This is a genomic window from Bartonella sp. AA89HNZF, from assembly GCF_042196905.1.
Lineage (GTDB): Bacteria > Pseudomonadota > Alphaproteobacteria > Rhizobiales > Rhizobiaceae > Bartonella.
This window is the reverse complement of sequence record NZ_JBHIRD010000012.1, coordinates 42287-59896: the sequence shown is the minus strand read 5'-3', so window position 1 is coordinate 59896 and position 17610 is coordinate 42287. Positions and strand designations below refer to the sequence as shown.

Genomic DNA, 17610 nt, shown 5'->3' with positions numbered 1-17610 from the left:
TTAGACATATCTGTAGCATTTTTATCTTCTGTCGAGATTGGCAAAAAATCTGTTCCTGTAGGACTGGAGGAAAAGATAATTGAACTCTATGCTTTAGATCAAGAGGTAGCAGAAATTTTGAGAAGAGAATCGGATGCTTGTCGCAAAAGTTTTACAATCAAGACTTCTGATCCGTTGAGGCGTAAAACTGTTGGCATGTTTTTTAGAACTTTAAAAGATTTTTCACAAGAGGATTTAGAAGCATTCAAAACATTATTAGAGATGATTAGCGAAGCGCAAAGAAAAGAAAATGCTACTGTTGTAGACAAATGTTAGAAAATCCTATTCCCTAACTTTTATCCACGTATCCCGTACTTTAAAAAAGATATATAAAATCAATAGATTATGTGCAGAAAAAAGAAACATGGTACGCCCAAGGGGAATCGAACCCCTGTTTCCGCCGTGAAAGGGCGATGTCCTAACCGCTAGACGATGGGCGCAAACCAATGATGAGGCTTATAGAGAGGATCTTTTTACTTCGCAAGCCCTCTGTGTCATTTTTTTTGAAAAAAGTGTGTTTTATTGAATAATTTTTGAGCGATTTCTGTTTGGATTGTTTTTTTCAGTTTGAGGAGTAGGTAAAAATGATCAAAAACAGCATTTTTAATGTATTTATTTTTTGCATATTTTATCGTTTGTTATCTTTGCTCACCATATGAGAATATTATTTAACTTGCTTGAAAGAGCCTTTATACAGAAGACTTCTCATTTGAGCTTATCATAAAGCAAAAACTGTATAATTTATGAAGTAGAAAGACAATATTTATTACCAAATTAACAAATAATACCAATCATACAAAAGTTTTTTGAGGAACAAGCCACAGATTCCTTTCAGTTTAACAAAATATAAAAAGTTTCTTTATAATAAAAATATTAAAAAATAATTTTCTTATATTTACTTTTACATGACTGTAAAATTTTTAAAATTAAAAACCATTCATTTGTTCTTTTACATATTGAGAAGTTCTTGATTTGAAAATGAATTAGCGTGGATAAAGGGTAAATTGAGTTTTTTGTCACTTCAATTCGCTAGTTTTGCAAAGAGGTGGTAATAAGTTGAGATAAAATATTCGAATTTTGCAAATTTATTCTCCATATTTATAATATTTCAGAATTATGGTGTACACATATCAAGTCTTGTTTTTTACTTTAATGTAAGGTTCTATTTTGATATATGAGTGCGTTAAGATTTTTGCATTAAAGATTTATAGTTAAAGCTATGGAATGGTAGGAAGGAATGTGTTATCATTTACTGATTTACTTTATTTTATTCATTCCCTTAATTTATCATATGAAAGAATGTTTTTTTTTCCATACTTGTTGATTTAGAAGAGATGTTTTTATTCTTTCTTACCAATTCTTCAATATTCTTTAACTGGTTATTGATTATTTTTTAGAACTTTTCTTTATGGAAACTTGCATTTATAAGTTTTACAGATTTTCATTCTGAATTAGATATTTTATAAAATTCTGAAATCTTTGAAGACAATAAATATTATATTTTTAGGAATGTTGATTGAACAAGCGGGGATAATTCTATTAGAAAAAATGAAAAGAATAGAGCAGGGTATTTCTTTTGTTTTTATGAACATAAGTACTTTTTGTGTTGATTGGCACATCATTTAAACGATTTTTCAATGAAGATAGGGATCAGTGGTTAATAATGGCAGAAGCTTTAAAAGTTGGTGTTGCGGGACTTGGTACAGTTGGTACTTCAGTTGTTCGAACTCTATGTGAAAAAGCGAATAGTTTAGCTTGTCAATGTGGACGATTCATCAAAGTTGTTGCTGTTAGTGCGCGTGATAAAGGCCGCAATCGTGGAATTGATCTTAGTGGTATAAAATGGTTTGATTCACCTGTGGAGTTGGCTGCTTCTGATGAGATTGATGTTTTTGTAGAGTTAATTGGTGGTGAATTGGATGTGGTGTATACCGCTGTTAAGAGAGCGCTTGAGGCGGGACATCATGTTGTAACAGCCAATAAAGCTCTTCTTGCTCAACATGGAGTAGAGCTCGCTATAATTGCAGAAAAAAAAGGTGTTTTTCTTCATTTTGAAGCAGCTGTTGCTGGGGGAATTCCTGTTATCAAAGCGATGAGAGAATCACTTGTTAGTAATCGCATATCGCGAATTTATGGTATTCTCAATGGAACCTGTAATTATATATTAACACGTATGTTTACGGAAGGTCTTTCATTTAAAGATTGTTTAGCAGATGCACAGAGACTTGGGTATGCTGAAGCAGATCCAAGTTTTGATATTGAGGGAAATGATACTGCTCATAAATTAGCTTTGTTGACAAGCTTGGCATTTGGAACTGCTGTTTCGTTAGATGATGTTTATGTTGAAGGAATTCATAATATTTCGCAAATTGATATTCGAGCAGCTGATGAATTGGGGTATCGGATTAAGCTTTTAGGGGTTGCATTAAAAACGGATTCTGGAATAGAGCAACGCGTTCATCCAACAATGGTACCAACATCCTCGATGATTGCACAGATAAATGGTGTAACCAATGCTCTTTCTATTCAAAGTGATTTATTAGGTGAATTACTGTTTTCTGGTCCTGGTGCCGGAGGAAAGGCAACAGCATCAGCCGTTATTGGTGATTTGGCTGATATAGCAAAAGCACGTTCTGGTTTTCAGTATGCACCTGTTTTAAGACGCCCAGCATTAGAACTTGCTCCTCATAAAAAAGCACGTATTTCGCATCATGCAGGTGGTTATTTTATTCGTTTAAATGTTCATGATCGTACTGGTGTTTTTGCCGCGGTCGCAAGGCATATGGCTGATAATCACATCTCATTGGAGTCGATTGTTCAAAGATCTTTTGTAGAAGATCAAATTGAAAAAACAATTATTTTAATTACGCATGAAACAACAGAGGTGAATGTACGACAGGCACTTGCAGAAATTGAAAAAGATGGACATCTTGTTGCAAAATCTCAATTTATTCGTATTGAACCTATGGCAGAGAATTGATAACTTATCTTGATAATGACAAAAAGGTAAGCTTGAGTTCCTTTGTCTCTTGTGGAAAATTTTCATCTTTGCCAAAAACTTTATTCTTAGTATTTAATAAGGACTCATATTTTTTCTGGTATTCATTCGGTAGGATTTTTTCATATGCCCACAACTCAGAAGATTTTAAATGGACTTGATCGTATTTTGACACTTGAATTGGTACGTGTTACTGAACGTGCTGCTGTTGCTGCTGCACGCTGGCGCGGACGTGGCGATGAAAAGGCTGCAGATCAAGCTGCTGTAGATGCAATGCGGCAGGAACTTAATCGATTGCCTATTGATGGTACAGTGGTGATTGGTGAAGGTGAGCGGGATGAAGCGCCTATGCTTTATATTGGAGAAAAAGTAGGTCTTCAAAGTGGATTGGCGATCGATATTGCACTTGATCCACTAGAGGGAACAACACTTTGTGCTAAAAATATTGCCAATTCTTTGGCTGTGGTTGCAATTGCTGAAAAGGGTAACCTCCTTTATGCTCCTGATGTTTATATGAAAAAAATTGCTATTGGTCCTGGTTATCCAAAGGGAATAGTAGATATAGATGCTTGTCCTGCCGATAATATCCATGCTCTTGCAAAGGCTAAAGGAGTAGCCGTTAATCAGATTACTGTTTGTATTATGGATAGACCTCGTCACGAAAAATTGATTGATGAAGTACGAGCAACAGGAGCAGCGATTCGCTTGATTGGGGATGGAGATGTGGCTGCTGTTATTGATACAACTGATCCAGAAGAAACAGGTATTGATATCTATATGGGGATTGGTGGAGCACCAGAGGGGGTCTTAGCTTCTGCTGCTTTGCGCTGCATTGGGGGACAGATGCAAGGTCGTTTGCTGCTTGATACAGAAGAGAAAATTGCTCGTGCAGCTAAAATGGGGATTAGTGATCCCAATAAGGTTTATACAATGGAAGAAATGGCAAAGGGTGATGTTTTGTTTTCAGCAACAGGGGTGACAGATGGTAATATGCTTTCTGGCGTTAAATTCACGCCTCGCTATATTCAAACAGAAACTCTCGTAATGCGTTCCCATACGGGAACAGTCCGCAATATTAAAGCACAGCATAAAGATTATTCAAAATTTGATTAATATTTTTTGTAGTCGCTAAAAAATAGAGAAACTTTTTAGTGAACACGTACGCTTCCATGAAGGTAGATATGTATTCATGGAAGCGTTATAAATATAAAAATATCTCATTATTATGAGATCTGGACAGAATGTACCCAGCCGTTTTTATCTTCTATATCCCCTTTTTGAAGGCCGACCAATTGCGTACGAAGTTGCTTTGTAATTTCTCCAATTGTTTCATTTCCGATAATGATTTCTCCCCCTTTATGTCTAAAACGGCCAATTGATGTGACAACGGCAGCTGTACCACAAGCAAAGACTTCTTTAAGATGTCCACTCTTTGCATCTTCTTGGAGAGATTTAAAAGAATAAGGACGCTCTTCTATCTCTAATCCCATTTGTTTCGCCAATTCTAAGAGTGAATGACGTGTTATTCCTGGAAGGATCGTTCCATTAAGTGGAGGGGTTACGAGTGTATTATTGTCCATAATAAAGCAGACATTCATACCACCAAGTTCTTCAATCCATTTATGTTCAACCATATCGAGAAAGAGCACTTGGCTACAATTGTTTTCAGTTGCATTTTTTTGTGCAAGTAAGCTTGCTGCATAGTTTCCACCACATTTGGCAGCCCCTGTTCCCCCTGGACCGGCTCGACTATAATCTGTTTCAATCCAAACGCTGACAGATTTTTCTTCTCCTTTGAAATAGGATTCGACTGGAGAGGCTATGATACAAAAAAGATATTCTTGAGAAGAGCGAACACCCAAAAAGCTTTCATTGCCAAACATAAATGGACGTATATAGAGGCTAGCATTGGGATGATCGGAAACCCATTTTTGATCAATTTTTACTAATTGATGAACGGCATCTAGAAAAATATTTTTTGGTAATTCTGGCATCGCTAACCGTTGTGCTGACTCTATAAACCGTTGTGCATTGGCATCAGGACGGAAGAGTAAGATGCGCCCATCTTTTGCACGATATGCTTTTAAGCCCTCAAAAATTTCTTGTCCGTAATGCAAAACGGTACTTGCAGGATTAATTTCTAAAGCTTTGTATTGAGAAATAATGGCATTATGCCAGCCTTTGTCTTCAGTCCATTGAATAGTACACATGTGATCTGTAAAAAACTGACCAAAACCGGGACTTTTTAGAATTTTTTCACGTTTTTCTTCTGACAAAGGTGATGGGTGTTTTTCTATTTTAAAGGGAAGCGATGATATGGGGGATTTCATAAAAAACCTTCTGAGTATGTTTCATTTTTATTAATAAAAATAATGAAATATTTTAATTATAACTCTATTATTAACAAAACCTTTGTGTCAATGTTTTATTATAGAATACAAAGGGGTTTATTATAGAATTCAAAGGCTAGGGTAGGGTGGATATTTTAATTCTATCCCTGCCTCTTCTCCTCAACTTTATGAAGTAAGCTGGAACTTTTGTCTATAATTATCGTTTTCTCACAATAAGTATCTGAATAATTTCATATATGCATATTTTCTAGAAATTTAAAGGTAAGGGAATTGAGAAAAGGAATCCACTATGATTGATAAAAATTATCACACATATGAAGAACGTATGGCCGCAGAAAGAAGAGGTCGTGAACAACCTGTTTCAATCGCTAAGGGTATTTTTGCTATTCTTCTTGCGATGGTTATTATCTGGTTTATTTTTGGTTTTTTAGGATCTTTTTTTGCAAAATCTCCTGAACATAGTTCGCGTTATAATACCCCAGAAACAAGCCAAAGCGTAACAACGCCCAAAAAAGATTTAAATTCGCCTCCCCTTGTACCTTATACTTATAAGGGTACGGAGTGATTTTTTCATAAATATAATCTTTTAGATAGAGCAAAAATCGACGTAGATTAAGGAATAAAGTCAGCACAAAGACATAAGCGAAAAAGATTGAGGGAATTGTAATTTCTAACGTTTTCGATAAGTAATGAGCTGGTATGGAAATAAATAATGCAACGGTTGTTAAAACCGCTGCATTATTGGTTTAGCGTGTGATGAAGCAGCTTCCACCAGAACTTTTAATGGATTCACAAAGGATTATGGCTTCATTACGGTCTTGCGCTTGAATCCGAACACGGTAATAAGTGCCTTTTCCTGGTATAAAAGCGGATTGAATATTTAAAGGACGGGCACCGATAAGGAATCCAAATTTAGATTTCATATTTCTTAAAGAATCTCTAGCGAGCTCATACGTTGGTTGAGATGCAAGTTGTACGTAATAACTTTCTGAATTTTGTGCTGCGACTCTGTTTGGTGATATGGGGTGAGACGCGGCTGGTATTTCGACTTGTGCATTTCTCTCTGCATGAGAAGGAATTGGGATAAATTTTTCTTCAATATTTGAGCTAGAATTATTTTCTGCGATTATTTTATCAATATTATTTTTGAGATCATGATCTCTTTCTTGGTCGTTTATATCAGAATCATGGGACGAATCTTGAAGTTCATTAGAAGCTTGATCAATGCTTTCTTCAGATTGAGCAGCAGTTTTGCTGTTTGTTTGATGCGCGGGGGCTAGTGTAACTGTACCATCTTGATTGACAATAACAGTTTGTACTTCTCGCATTGGAATAGTATGATTTATGGCTTCTGTGACAGCATCTTCAACATCAGATTCATTTAAAGATGATGAGGAAACGCTTGAAGATTCTTCAGGGTTTAATTCTTTTAAATTTTCAGGTTGTTCAGAGTTATCAATAAGAAATTGTTGTGTATTTTCTTGTTTCTCATTTTGTTCAGTTGTTTGTTTATAGATATCTAAATTATGTGCAACATCATTTTTCGTTTCAGTTGTTTCTGGTTTGAATTTAAAAGGCGTATTATCAGCGTGGATAATGACCGTTTCTTGATTTTTTTGTGATGGCATAAAAAAGTGAGAATAACCAGCAAACCCAATTCCTATTAAAATAAGTATAAAAAAACCTTTAATGAAAGTTTTACCAAAAATAAAACTTTTTAAGGGAGGAGGAGCTGATGGATGCGTGGGAACCTCATCTGAGTTTGTGTATGATGAATTCTCGCTAAAAGAGGGAAAATTATATTCCATATTGGCAGAAGAAAAATAGTCGGAGTTTTGTTCTTTAGAGTTTATATAAACACCTTCTTTTGAATTTTGCATAGACTGATGAAAAATTTCACTAAAAACCTCATTTTTCTGTTGTTTTTGAGAAAAATTATCCGTTGGGACATTCCCTACATTGAGTACATCAGAAAATTCTTCTTCTAAACCACCATTAGTTGGCACATCATATTCTGGCGCTTCATACGGAACTTCTGGAACCATAATAGGACCAGTTTTTTCTACGATTTCCTCTGAAAATTTATAAGTATCAACATTGGGAGGGGGAGTATCTCTGTGCGTATAGTTATGGGTAAAAAAGTCATCCGTTTGTTTTGTATTTAAAGAGGGGGATGAGGAAAGAAACTCATCTAAATTATTTTCATTATATGAAATTTCTCTATTTGGGTTAGACGCACCTTCGGCGTTATTGATGTATTGGGCTCGAGCCTCATCATATATCGGAACTTTTTCGCTATAAGTTTCTTGTTGTGAGGGGTTTTCTTCAAAAAAATGGGGATAATTGGTTTTATGATCTTCTTGTGAAGCTCCCTTTAAATAAGATTGTCTATCAATTGGTGGAGAATCTAAAGGTGAAGAGAAGGTACTTGTTGTTTGATTTCTTGTAGTGTTTTGTCTTTCTGACACAAGATTAGAAGATGAGAAAAACTCATTTTCCTCTGTAGAAGAGGAGGAATCAGGATAATCTTTTTTAATCCAATTTTCTTGATCAGCTGAAATTTTATAGGGATGGTTTATAGGAGTGTCATAGAGGTTTTGATTGTCATCATAAGTTTTTTGTATATTCGTAGCCTCAGGTTGTTGTGAATTTATTTGTGAAAAACGATTGGTTTGTTCAACATCTTCTGGTGTCTCTCTCTTATTTTCACGCCTTTCAGATTTATCAAAAAAGAAATTTTCTGATTCTGATTGTGACATAAGATTACTTTTTTCAAGAAAAGGATCAGCACTGGTTGCTGTTGTTTTCTGTTGATGTGATTGATTTTTTGGGATTGGTAATGGAGAAAGCGCATCTAAAATTTGTTCTTCATCATGACTGCTAGATGAAGAATATTTCTCTTCAGATAAATTATTTTGTTTTGAATGGTTGAAAGAAGCAGCTTGTGCAATATCTGAGGCTTTTGCGTTGCTGGTTGCATGCAAGCCCCATTGTTTTTTTTGATCATCAAACGGTAAGTCATGTGCTAAATTATTTTCAAGTTCCTCTTCTAGAAAAGACAAATCAAAATCATCATCATGGGATGATATTTCGGGGTGAGATGTTGATCGATCTGTTTTTAAAGAAGATTGCCCATTTTGGTTTCCGCTTTGTTTGTGCGGATTAAAAATGCGCGTAAGCCTTCCTAAAGGATCATGGTGTTCATGATCGTGTTTTGTTTCGTGTAGATTTTTGCGATCGTTATCGCTCATAGCTTTTCTCACATGATAGTTTGCACTTACGTGCAATCAATGGTTGATTTGATTTGTTATATTAAAATTATAAATTTTCCCCCTCTCATGCAAGGATACATGAAAAAGTTTATCAATAGAGTACCTATTGTATGTATTTATAGAACTTTTTCAACGCATTTCTATGGGTGCTTCGACTCCTATGATGGTAAGCCCTGATGATAAAATATTGATAACAGCTTGTATCAATCCTAATCTTGCAAAGGATAACTCTTTATCATCGGGTTGAATAAAGCGTAAATTGAGATTTTCACTCCCTTTATTCCAATGGGTGTGAAAGCTGGAGGCAAGGTCATAAAGATAAAACGCTAATCGATGCGGTTCCTTATGAACTACGGCCTGTTCAATGATACGTGGATATTCAGAAAGTTTGCGTATTAACAATATTTCATGGTCATCTGTTAATCGATGAAGATAGGTAATCAATGTATCATTTGAAAAGCTTTTAATATGAAGCGCTTCTTGTGCTTGACGAAAGACTGAGTGACAACGTGCACTTGCATATTGTACGTAAAAGATGGGGTTATCTTTTGATTGTTCTGTTACTTTTGCAAAATCAAAATCAAGAGGCGCTTCACACTTACGGTATAACATCATAAAACGCACAGGATCACGACCAACTTCTTCGACAACATCCCGTAGAGTGACAAATGATCCTGCTCTTTTTGACATGCGGACAGGTTGACCGTTGCGAAAGAGTTTTACCAATTGACATAAGAAAACACTTAATTTGGCTTTATCACCAGAAATCGCTTTTGCCATTGCCTCTAGTCGTTTTACATAGCCAGCATGGTCTGCGCCTAGAATATAAATCATTTCATCAAAATGACGATTAAATTTATCCCGAAAATAAGCAACATCAGCAGCAAAATAAGTGTAAGAACCGTCAGATTTGACTAAAACACGGTCTTGGTCATCACCGACATTTGTTGAACGGAACAAAGTTTGTTCGCTTGGTTCCCAGTCTTCTGTGTTTTGTCCTTTGGGAGGGGGGAGTTTTCCTTTGTAGATATAACCATTTAAAGTGAGGTCGTTGATAGTGTTACGAATGGCACGTGCATTATCTGCATAAAGCATTCGCTCAGAGAAAAAGATATCATGATAAATATTAAGAGCAGCCAAATCTTCGCGAATCATGGACATCATTGCATGAATTGCACGTTCTTTCACAAGAGATAAGGCTTCATCTTTATCCATTGTGAGGAGTTGGTCACCAAACTCTTGAGCAAGCGATTGACCCAATGGTATCAAGTATTCTCCAGGATAGAGTCCTTCTGGAATTTCATTAATTTTTTGCCCAAGAGCTTCACGATAGCGCAATAGTACCGAATGGGCGAGGACTTCGATTTGTTGACCCGCATCATTGATATAATACTCTTTTGTAATGTTATAGCCCGTAAATTGTAGCAAATTGGAGAGAACATCCCCAACAACCGCTCCGCGGCAATGTCCTACATGCATTGGTCCTGTCGGATTTGCTGAGACATATTCAACATTGACGCATTTTCCTTGTCCCATTGGAATACGACCATAAGAAGTGCCTAATTCAAGCATAGATTTTATAGCATCTTGCCAAAATAATTTTGTAAGCTTTATGTTTATAAAACCAGGACCGGCAACATCTATATTTTCGATAGAGGAATCATTTTGAAGAAGTTCTATGATTTTATCTGCAAGTGCACGTGGATTGATTCCAATAGATTTTGCAAGCACCATAGCAGCATTGGTTGATAAATGACCATGGGAGGAATCACGCGGAGGATCAACAGTGATTTTTGATAAATCTAGAGCTTCTCCATTTTTTCCTTTTATATCAGATAATTCAATTGATCTCTTAATTTTTTTTTCGAAGTTTTTAAAGATATTCATATTTAGCTTCCATGATGATGCCAAAAGCCATTAAACGAAATTATCTGTATGGTCAAATAAACGCTGATATTCACGTAGAGCGTAATGATCCGTCATGCCTGAAAGAAAGTCAGCAATCAAACGTGCTAACTCTTGATTTTTTAAGTGCACTGCTTTGCTCTGCCAACTTTCAGGCATTGTATTTGGATTTTCATAATAACAATTGAATAATTTTTGTACAATGCATTTTGCTGCATTGCGACGACTAAGAACTTGTTCATGGTAGTAAAGATTTTTAAATAAAAAGTTTTTTAGTTCTTTTTCATAAACGGTCATTGTCGGTGAAAAGGTAACAATGGTTTGTTTTGCTTGGTGAATATCGTTTATGCTTGTTGGTTTGATGCGTGCTAAATTTTTTTGTGACTGTTTGATAACATCTTCAACCATGGTTGTTATTTGTCTTCGTACAAGTGTGTAACCGCGACGCGTTTGGTCGAGGTGGGGATGCTCATCTGTTATATCTTTTAATATTGCTGCTGTTAGTGAAACATGTTCAAATTGATCGAGTGTTAAAAATTGCGAACGTAGACCATCATCAATATCATGCGCATTGTATGCGATATCATCTGCAATAGCAGCACATTGCGCTTCTAATCCTGCAAAACAATCGAGTGCAAGATCTTGCTTTACATTGTATTGTAAAATATCGATAGGAACCTCCTTATTCTTTGCGTAAGGCCCTAAAAGGGGACCATTGTGCTTTACAAGTCCTTCGAGGGTTTCCCATGTAAGGTTAAGTCCATCAAAATTTGCATAGCGCTGTTCTAGTTTTGTTACAATGCGTAATGCTTGTGCATTATGATCAAAGCCGCCATAATATACCATGGCTTCATTAAGAGCATCTTCTCCAGCATGGCCAAAGGGTGTGTGTCCAAAGTCGTGAACAAGGGCAATGGCTTCGGCAAGGTCTTCATCAAGACACAGGGCACGGGCTAATGTTCTTGCAATTTGAGAAACCTCTATGGAATGGGTTAGGCGAGTACGGTAATGATCGCTTTCATCAGCAATAAACACTTGCGTTTTATGTTTAAGACGTCGAAATGCATTAGAATGGATAATACGATCTCTATCTCGTTGAAAAGGTGAGCGTGTGGTGCTCATCGTTTCATGGTATAATCGACCACGGCTTGTTTGTGGATGAGCACTGTATACTGCTCGAGATTGGTAATTGAAGTCGATATTTCCTATATCCATTGCAAGCTGTCTATTATCATCTTAAAATTGAGAGTGGTTTATGACAAATAAACTGCTCTTTGAGTGTAGGATACTCTTTCTTGATGGTTTAATGCAAGGATATATAAAATGAATGTGAAAATTTCAGATGTTGCTGCCAAAAAAATTGCACAGATACTTTTGCGTGAACCCGATAAAATAGCATTACGTATTTCTGTTGAAGGTGGTGGGTGTTCTGGTTTTTCTTATAAATATGACTTGGTTTCTGAAATGTGTGAAGATGACCTCGTTCTCAAAAAAGACGGGGCAGTTGTGTTTATTGATTTACTATCACTTCCTTTTATGGAAGGAGCTGAGATTGATTTTGTTGATGATCTTATGGGGCAGTCTTTTCAAGTCCACAATCCCAATGCTGTTTCATCATGTGGTTGTGGTGTAAGTTTTTCAATTTAAAATGATGGCTGTGTGATATTGTTTCTTGAAAAAAAGATCATGTTGGTCAACAATGCAAAAATGGGTATTCTTATAAAAATAGTGCACCGATGTGTATGGTTGTGCGTGGTGCTTGCTTTATTGACTTGGAGTCACTGTGCTTTTTCTGAAGCAGGAGAAGGGCAAGATCAGCAGCAGAGACAATCAAGGAGTTTTATTGTAAAGACTCAAGAGCAGGAAAATGAAAACTTAGCATCTCAAACACAACTCATTTTGAATGCTCGATTAACAAATAGTCATCCGGATATTGAAAAAGGGCTTGTCTGGCGGGTTTATGCCCCTATTCTAGGGATTGATAATAAATTACCATTAGTGGCAACCTATAAGGGGGGAAGTGCACGTTTTAATCTCGAACCAGGAAATTATCTTGTTCATGTCTCATTTGGTCACACGAGTGCTGTGCGCCATATTCGTTTAGAAAATGGGCAAAGTCTTGTAAAAAACTTTAATCTTAAGGCTGGTGGTGTTATTTTAAATGCAACACTGCTCAATGGCGTAATGAATGAAAAGGAACTCCGTTTTACCATTTATGAGGATGAAAAAGAAAATGATGATACGGGAGTGATTATATCAAATGTTAAACCCCACTCAGTTGTGCGTTTAAAAGCTGGCCGCTACCATGTTGCTTCCCATTATGGTTCTATTAATGCGACGGCTCGTTCGGATATTCAAGTGGATGCTGGTAAAATAACAGAAGCTACTCTTGAACATCAGGCCGCTCAAATTGTCTTAAAGCTGGTCCGACAAGAAGGAGGAGAAGCACTTGCAGATACAAGTTGGTCTCTTGCCAATGATTCTGGTGATATCGTTTATGAAACAGTTGGTGCGTATGTTTCACTCGTGTTAGCGGAGGGAGAGTATATTGCAATTGCTAAAAATAAAGATAAAATTTATCAAAAAGTTTTTTCAGTCGTTTCTGGTCATGATGAAGATATAAGTGTGGTGGCGAATGAACAAAATATGCAACGAATTGATGAAGATGTGGATTGATCGTTGTTCATGGGGGTAAACTATGATGAGAGATGGGGTATGAATTTTGATTGAAGTTTCAACAGTTGGTGTGTTTTTTGCTGGGGCACTCTCTTTTTTGTCACCATGCGTTTTGCCGTTAGTTCCTCCCTATTTGTGTTATATGGCAGGGATTGGTATTGATGATTTTCGTTCAGAAAATCGTGATGAGAAAGTCTTTATACGGTGGACTTTATTGTCTTCTGTTATTGCTTTTGTTCTTGGGTTTACGACTGTTTTTGTTGCTTTAGGTGCCAGTGCTAGCACAATTGGGAAATTCATCGGTTATTATCGTGATTGGTTTGCACTTGCTGCTGGAATTGTCATTATTATTTTTGGTTTAAATTTTTTGGGGATTTTCAAGATCGCTTTTTTATTTCGTGAGGCGCGTTTTCAGACCAAAAAAACACCTGCTGGTCCTTTAGGCGCGTATATTATCGGTTTAGCTTTTGCCTTTGGTTGGACACCGTGTATTGGCCCTATTTTAGGTCCTATTATAACGCTTGCTGGAACAAAAGAAACTGTGGGAGAGGGAGCTGTTCTCTTAGCGGTTTATGCATTAGGTCTTGCTATTCCTTTTATGTTAGCAGCTTTATTTTCGAGCAGTTTTATGCGATTTTTAGGAGCTTTTCGTATTCATTTAGGAAAAGTTGAAAAAATCATTGGTATTTTTCTTATTCTTACAGGGATTTTGTTTTTAACAGGTTCTATGCAGGATCTTTCATTTTGGCTTTTAGAACATTATCCTTCGTTGAGCTATATTGAAGATATTCGTTGGCACAGTATTATGAATTTTTTTGGATTTTTTCGTTAGTCTTATGTGTTTTTATGGTTAGAAGTTGTCTTTCTATTGTTCTTGCCGCAGGTGAGGGGACGCGCATGAAATCGCCTCTGCCTAAGGTACTTCATAAAATTGCTGGGTTACCTCTTATATGCCATGTTTTAAAACAAATAGAATTGGCTGGCTCTTCGCAATTAGCCGTTGTTGTGGGATGTGGTGCTAAGGAGGTTACGCACGTTGTTCAGTCATTTGTAAAAGATGTAATGATTTTTGAACAAAAAGAGCGTTTAGGAACTGCCCATGCTGTTTTGTCTGCTCGTTTAGCTTTGCAAAAGGAAGTGGATGATGTTCTCATTGTTTTTGGGGATACTCCTCTCATTCAGCAAGATTCATTGCACCAAATGCGTGCACAGCTTGCTGATGGAGCAGATGTTGTTTTTGCAGGTTTTCATACCAAACATCCAACAGGTTATGGGCGTCTTCTCGAGAAAAATGGTCAATTGATTGCAATTGTAGAAGAAAAAGACGCTAGCGATGAAGAAAAAAAGATTTCTTTTTGTAACGGTGGAATACTCGCTATGCGCGGAAAACATGCACTTTCTCTTTTAGAGAAAGTTGATAATAACAATATAAAAAAAGAATATTACTTAACAGATATTGCTTCTCTTGCAACACGCGAAGGATTAGATGTGCGTGTTGTTGAAGTTCCTTTTGAAGATATTGTAGGAATTAATAATTGTTTTGAGCTATCGAGGGCTGATTCTTTATGGCAAAAACGTAAAGCGCGCGATTTAATGTTATCGGGTGTTACACTCTTAAAGCCAGAAACACTCTATTTTTCTTATGATACAGAAATTGCACCAGGGGTGGTGATAGAGCCAAATGTTTATTTTGGGTTAAACGTAAAAGTACAATCTGGTGCGGTTATTCATGCATTTAGTTATCTCGAAGGTGCTGTGGTTGGTAGAGATGCACAGATTGGTCCCTATGCACGTTTGCGTCCTGGAACAGAGTTGGCTAAGTCCGTAAAGATTGGAAATTTTTGTGAAGTTAAACAAGCTAAGGTAGGAGAAGCTTCTAAAATTAATCATTTGAGTTATATTGGTGATGCCGAAATTGGTGCACATACCAATATTGGAGCCGGTACGATTACTTGCAATTATGATGGATTTAACAAATATAAAACGATGATTGGTGATCATGCTTTTGTTGGATCTAATACGGCGCTTGTTTCTCCATTGGTGATAGGGGATGGTTCTTATGTTGCTTCAGGAAGTGTTATTACTGAAAATATTCCTATGAACAGTATGGCTTTTGGGCGTGCACGACAGGTTATAAAAGAGGGCTATGCGACAAAATTTCGAGAGCGTTTGTTAGAAAACAAACAGAAAAAATGATTATTTTCAGCTTATTCTTTTGTTTCGTGTTAATCTAACGATGGATGGAAGATTTATTCTTAAAGATTGCCGTATTCCATGTTTGAATTATTTTTATTATTTATAGTTTTAAATAAAGGCTGTTGGATTGTTTTGTAAAATTTGAATCTTAAGATGTGGGTTGGAGCTTTTTAATGTGTGGAATTATTGGAGTTCTTGGAAAGAGGTGTGTTACGTCCTCTTTGGTTGAGGGGTTAAAACGTCTTGAATATAGAGGGTATGATTCATCTGGGGTGGCAACGGTCCATAATGGGCATCTTTATCGTGTACGTGCTGAGGGGAAGCTTGTTCATTTAGAAGAAAAATTAAAAAAAACACCTCTGGAGGGAAGTTTAGGGATTGGTCATACCCGTTGGGCTACGCATGGAATTGCTGTTGAACGCAATGCGCATCCCCATGTGACTGAAAAGCTTGCGATTGTTCATAATGGTATTATTGAAAATTTTGTAGAACTGCAAAAGGAACTCATAGAGGATGGTTGTATCTTTGAAACAGAGACGGATACGGAAGTTATTGCACATTTAATAACGCGTGCATTAAAAGATGGTCTTTCTCCGCAAGAAGCCATACGTACCAGTTGGAAAAGGCTGCAGGGGGCTTTTGCTATTGCTCTTATTTTCGAAGGTGAAGATAACCTTATGATTGCGGCTTGTTCTGGTCCACCTCTGGCAATTGGTTATGGAAAAGATGAATTTTTTGTGGGGTCAGATGCGATTGCTTTGGCACCATTCGTTGATTATATTAGCTATATGGAAGATGGGGATTGGGCTGTTCTCACACGGGAAGGTGTTACAATTTATGATGCTAACAACCAACCGGTAAAACGTCCTGTGACGACATTACTCGAAGGGGCTTTATTGATTTCTAAGGGTAATCATCGTCATTTTATGCACAAGGAAATGTTTGAACAACCTGAAGTGATTTCTCATAATTTGGCGCATTATCTTGACCTTGGAAATTATGCGGTTCGACCGCTTGAGAATTTGATTGATTGGAAAAGTATTCATCGGCTTCTTTTTGCGAGTTGTGGAACGGCTTATTACTCAACCTTAGTTGCGCGCTATTGGTTTGAAAAATTTGCCGCTTTAAGTGTTGATAATGATGTCGCTTCGGAATTTCGTTATCGCGAACCTCCTATAACGTCTGATGCGTTATCATTGTTTGTTTCTCAATCTGGTGAAACAGCGGATACATTGGCTTCTTTGCGTTATTGTCGTGAACGGGGTATAAAAACAGCAACAATTGTGAATGTTGAACAATCAACAATGGCAAGGGAGGCTGATTTTATTCTCCCAACACTTGCCGGACCAGAAATTGGTGTTGCTTCAACAAAAGCCTTTACCTGTCAATTGGCAACGCTTGCTTCACTTGCTCTTAGTGCTGCTAAACAACGTGGTTATCTTACAGTTCAAATGGAACAGCAATTGGTTCAGCAGTTGGCAGAAGTTCCTCGTATTTTAAATGAGGTCTTAAAATTAGAAGGCAAAGTTGAATCTATTTGTCGTGATTTGGTGAATGCAAAAAGTGTTCTTTATTTAGGACGTGGAACTTCTTATCCGATTGCTTTGGAGGGAGCCCTTAAATTGAAAGAGCTTTCTTATATTCATGCTGAAGGTTATGCGGCGGGTGAGTTGAAGCATGGACCAATTGCGTTGGTAGATGAGACAATACCCGTTATTGTTGTGGCGCCTTATGATCGATGGTTTGAAAAGACTTTTTCTAATATGCAAGAAGTAGTAGCGCGCAATGGTCGTATTATTTTAATAACCGATAAAAAAGGAGCAGAGGTAGCGTGTCTTAAGACTTTATCAACGATTACTTTGCCAGATGTTTCAGAATTTATTGCTCCTATTATTTATGCTCTCCCCATTCAGTTAATCGCTTATCATACGGCTGTTTTATTAGGAACAGATGTTGATCAACCCCGTAATTTAGCAAAATCAGTTACGGTTGAATAAAAGTATATTTCTGAATCTTTTGGAGAATAATCAAATGTAAGAAATTGATTTATAATGAAATTTATTTTTTCATTTTTCTCTGTTGAACGAGAATACTGAAGAAAGTTTTTTCTTTCTCAATCTTTACAATAAAACAAAAAATATCTTCTTACCTATCAAAAACAGATCAGTTATGT

At 36.7% G+C, this 17610-nt stretch carries 13 protein-coding genes and 1 tRNA gene; 9 read left to right on the top strand and 5 right to left on the bottom strand.

Going from position 1 to position 17610, the window contains the following annotated elements; all coding sequences use genetic code 11:
* The coding region (locus tag ACFIN0_RS06655; RefSeq protein ID WP_375627803.1) for an XRE family transcriptional regulator at positions 1 to 315 on the top strand (315 nt) is incomplete at its 5' end.
* Between the two features lie 89 nt (positions 316 to 404).
* Here ACFIN0_RS06655 and ACFIN0_RS06650 read toward each other — a convergent pair.
* Positions 405 to 479, bottom strand: a tRNA-Glu gene (locus ACFIN0_RS06650).
* Positions 480 to 1702: 1223 nt separating this feature from the next.
* Here ACFIN0_RS06650 and ACFIN0_RS06645 point away from each other — a divergent pair.
* Both ACFIN0_RS06645 and glpX read left to right on the top strand, forming a co-directional pair.
* Positions 1703 to 3019 (top strand): homoserine dehydrogenase, encoded by a 1317-nt coding sequence (locus tag ACFIN0_RS06645; protein WP_375606659.1) that lies wholly within the window; start codon positions 1703 to 1705, stop codon positions 3017 to 3019.
* Positions 3020 to 3163: 144 nt separating this feature from the next.
* Positions 3164 to 4150 (top strand): class II fructose-bisphosphatase, encoded by a 987-nt coding sequence (gene glpX, locus ACFIN0_RS06640; RefSeq protein WP_375606658.1) that lies wholly within the window; start codon positions 3164 to 3166, stop codon positions 4148 to 4150.
* Between the two features lie 110 nt (positions 4151 to 4260).
* On the opposite strand, the gene ACFIN0_RS06635 is transcribed toward glpX, so the two are convergent.
* Positions 4261 to 5367, bottom strand: a complete 1107-nt coding sequence (locus ACFIN0_RS06635; RefSeq protein WP_375702167.1) for a branched-chain amino acid aminotransferase — start codon at positions 5365 to 5367, stop codon at positions 4261 to 4263.
* Between the two features lie 310 nt (positions 5368 to 5677).
* Between ACFIN0_RS06635 and ACFIN0_RS06630 the strand changes: the two genes are divergently transcribed.
* On the top strand, positions 5678 to 5953 hold the full coding sequence (locus ACFIN0_RS06630; protein WP_375606656.1) for a hypothetical protein: 276 nt from the start codon (positions 5678 to 5680) through the stop codon (positions 5951 to 5953).
* 181 nt (positions 5954 to 6134) lie between these two features.
* On the opposite strand, the gene ACFIN0_RS06625 is transcribed toward ACFIN0_RS06630, so the two are convergent.
* The 3 genes from ACFIN0_RS06625 to ACFIN0_RS06615 form a co-directional block, all read right to left on the bottom strand.
* On the bottom strand, positions 6135 to 8639 hold the full coding sequence (locus ACFIN0_RS06625; RefSeq protein ID WP_375702166.1) for an SPOR domain-containing protein: 2505 nt from the start codon (positions 8637 to 8639) through the stop codon (positions 6135 to 6137).
* A gap of 150 nt (positions 8640 to 8789) precedes the next feature.
* Entirely contained in the window at positions 8790 to 10547 is a 1758-nt protein-coding gene (gene argS, locus ACFIN0_RS06620; RefSeq protein WP_375702165.1) for an arginine--tRNA ligase, read from the bottom strand.
* A 30-nt stretch (positions 10548 to 10577) separates the two neighbouring features.
* Positions 10578 to 11780, bottom strand: coding sequence for a deoxyguanosinetriphosphate triphosphohydrolase (locus tag ACFIN0_RS06615; protein ID WP_375608325.1), 1203 nt, complete (start codon positions 11778 to 11780; stop codon positions 10578 to 10580).
* A 108-nt stretch (positions 11781 to 11888) separates the two neighbouring features.
* Between ACFIN0_RS06615 and ACFIN0_RS06610 the strand changes: the two genes are divergently transcribed.
* The 5 genes from ACFIN0_RS06610 to glmS all read left to right on the top strand — a co-directional run bounded on the left by ACFIN0_RS06610 (position 11889) and on the right by glmS (position 17434).
* Positions 11889 to 12212 (top strand): HesB/IscA family protein, encoded by a 324-nt coding sequence (locus ACFIN0_RS06610; RefSeq protein ID WP_375606652.1) that lies wholly within the window; start codon positions 11889 to 11891, stop codon positions 12210 to 12212.
* Between the two features lie 39 nt (positions 12213 to 12251).
* Complete coding sequence (locus ACFIN0_RS06605; protein ID WP_375608338.1) at positions 12252 to 13241, top strand: carboxypeptidase regulatory-like domain-containing protein; 990 nt, start codon at positions 12252 to 12254, stop codon at positions 13239 to 13241.
* Between the two features lie 43 nt (positions 13242 to 13284).
* The gene (locus tag ACFIN0_RS06600; protein WP_375702168.1) at positions 13285 to 14073 is read left to right on the top strand and encodes a cytochrome c biogenesis CcdA family protein; all 789 of its coding nucleotides are present in this window, start codon (positions 13285 to 13287) and stop codon (positions 14071 to 14073) included.
* A 14-nt stretch (positions 14074 to 14087) separates the two neighbouring features.
* Entirely contained in the window at positions 14088 to 15437 is a 1350-nt protein-coding gene (gene glmU / locus ACFIN0_RS06595) for a bifunctional UDP-N-acetylglucosamine diphosphorylase/glucosamine-1-phosphate N-acetyltransferase GlmU (protein WP_375702164.1), read from the top strand.
* Positions 15438 to 15610: 173 nt separating this feature from the next.
* The gene (glmS, locus tag ACFIN0_RS06590) at positions 15611 to 17434 is read left to right on the top strand and encodes a glutamine--fructose-6-phosphate transaminase (isomerizing) (RefSeq protein WP_375702163.1); all 1824 of its coding nucleotides are present in this window, start codon (positions 15611 to 15613) and stop codon (positions 17432 to 17434) included.
* Positions 17435 to 17610: the final 176 nt, after the last annotated feature.

Excerpts from the sequence above, each read along its gene's own strand:
- ACFIN0_RS06645 (WP_375606659.1), top strand. The coding sequence starts at position 1,703 with ATGGCAGAAGCTTTAAAAGTTGGTGTTGCGGGACTTGGTACAGTTGGT.
- glpX (WP_375606658.1), top strand. The coding sequence starts at position 3,164 with ATGCCCACAACTCAGAAGATTTTAAATGGACTTGATCGTATTTTGACA.
- ACFIN0_RS06635 (WP_375702167.1), bottom strand. The coding sequence starts at position 5,367 with ATGAAATCCCCCATATCATCGCTTCCCTTTAAAATAGAAAAACACCCA.
- ACFIN0_RS06630 (WP_375606656.1), top strand. The coding sequence starts at position 5,678 with ATGATTGATAAAAATTATCACACATATGAAGAACGTATGGCCGCAGAA.
- ACFIN0_RS06625 (WP_375702166.1), bottom strand. The coding sequence starts at position 8,639 with ATGAGCGATAACGATCGCAAAAATCTACACGAAACAAAACACGATCAT.
- argS (WP_375702165.1), bottom strand. The coding sequence starts at position 10,547 with ATGAATATCTTTAAAAACTTCGAAAAAAAAATTAAGAGATCAATTGAA.
- ACFIN0_RS06615 (WP_375608325.1), bottom strand. The coding sequence starts at position 11,780 with ATGGATATAGGAAATATCGACTTCAATTACCAATCTCGAGCAGTATAC.
- ACFIN0_RS06610 (WP_375606652.1), top strand. The coding sequence starts at position 11,889 with ATGAATGTGAAAATTTCAGATGTTGCTGCCAAAAAAATTGCACAGATA.
- ACFIN0_RS06605 (WP_375608338.1), top strand. The coding sequence starts at position 12,252 with ATGTTGGTCAACAATGCAAAAATGGGTATTCTTATAAAAATAGTGCAC.
- glmU (WP_375702164.1), top strand. The coding sequence starts at position 14,088 with ATGGTTAGAAGTTGTCTTTCTATTGTTCTTGCCGCAGGTGAGGGGACG.
- glmS (WP_375702163.1), top strand. The coding sequence starts at position 15,611 with ATGTGTGGAATTATTGGAGTTCTTGGAAAGAGGTGTGTTACGTCCTCT.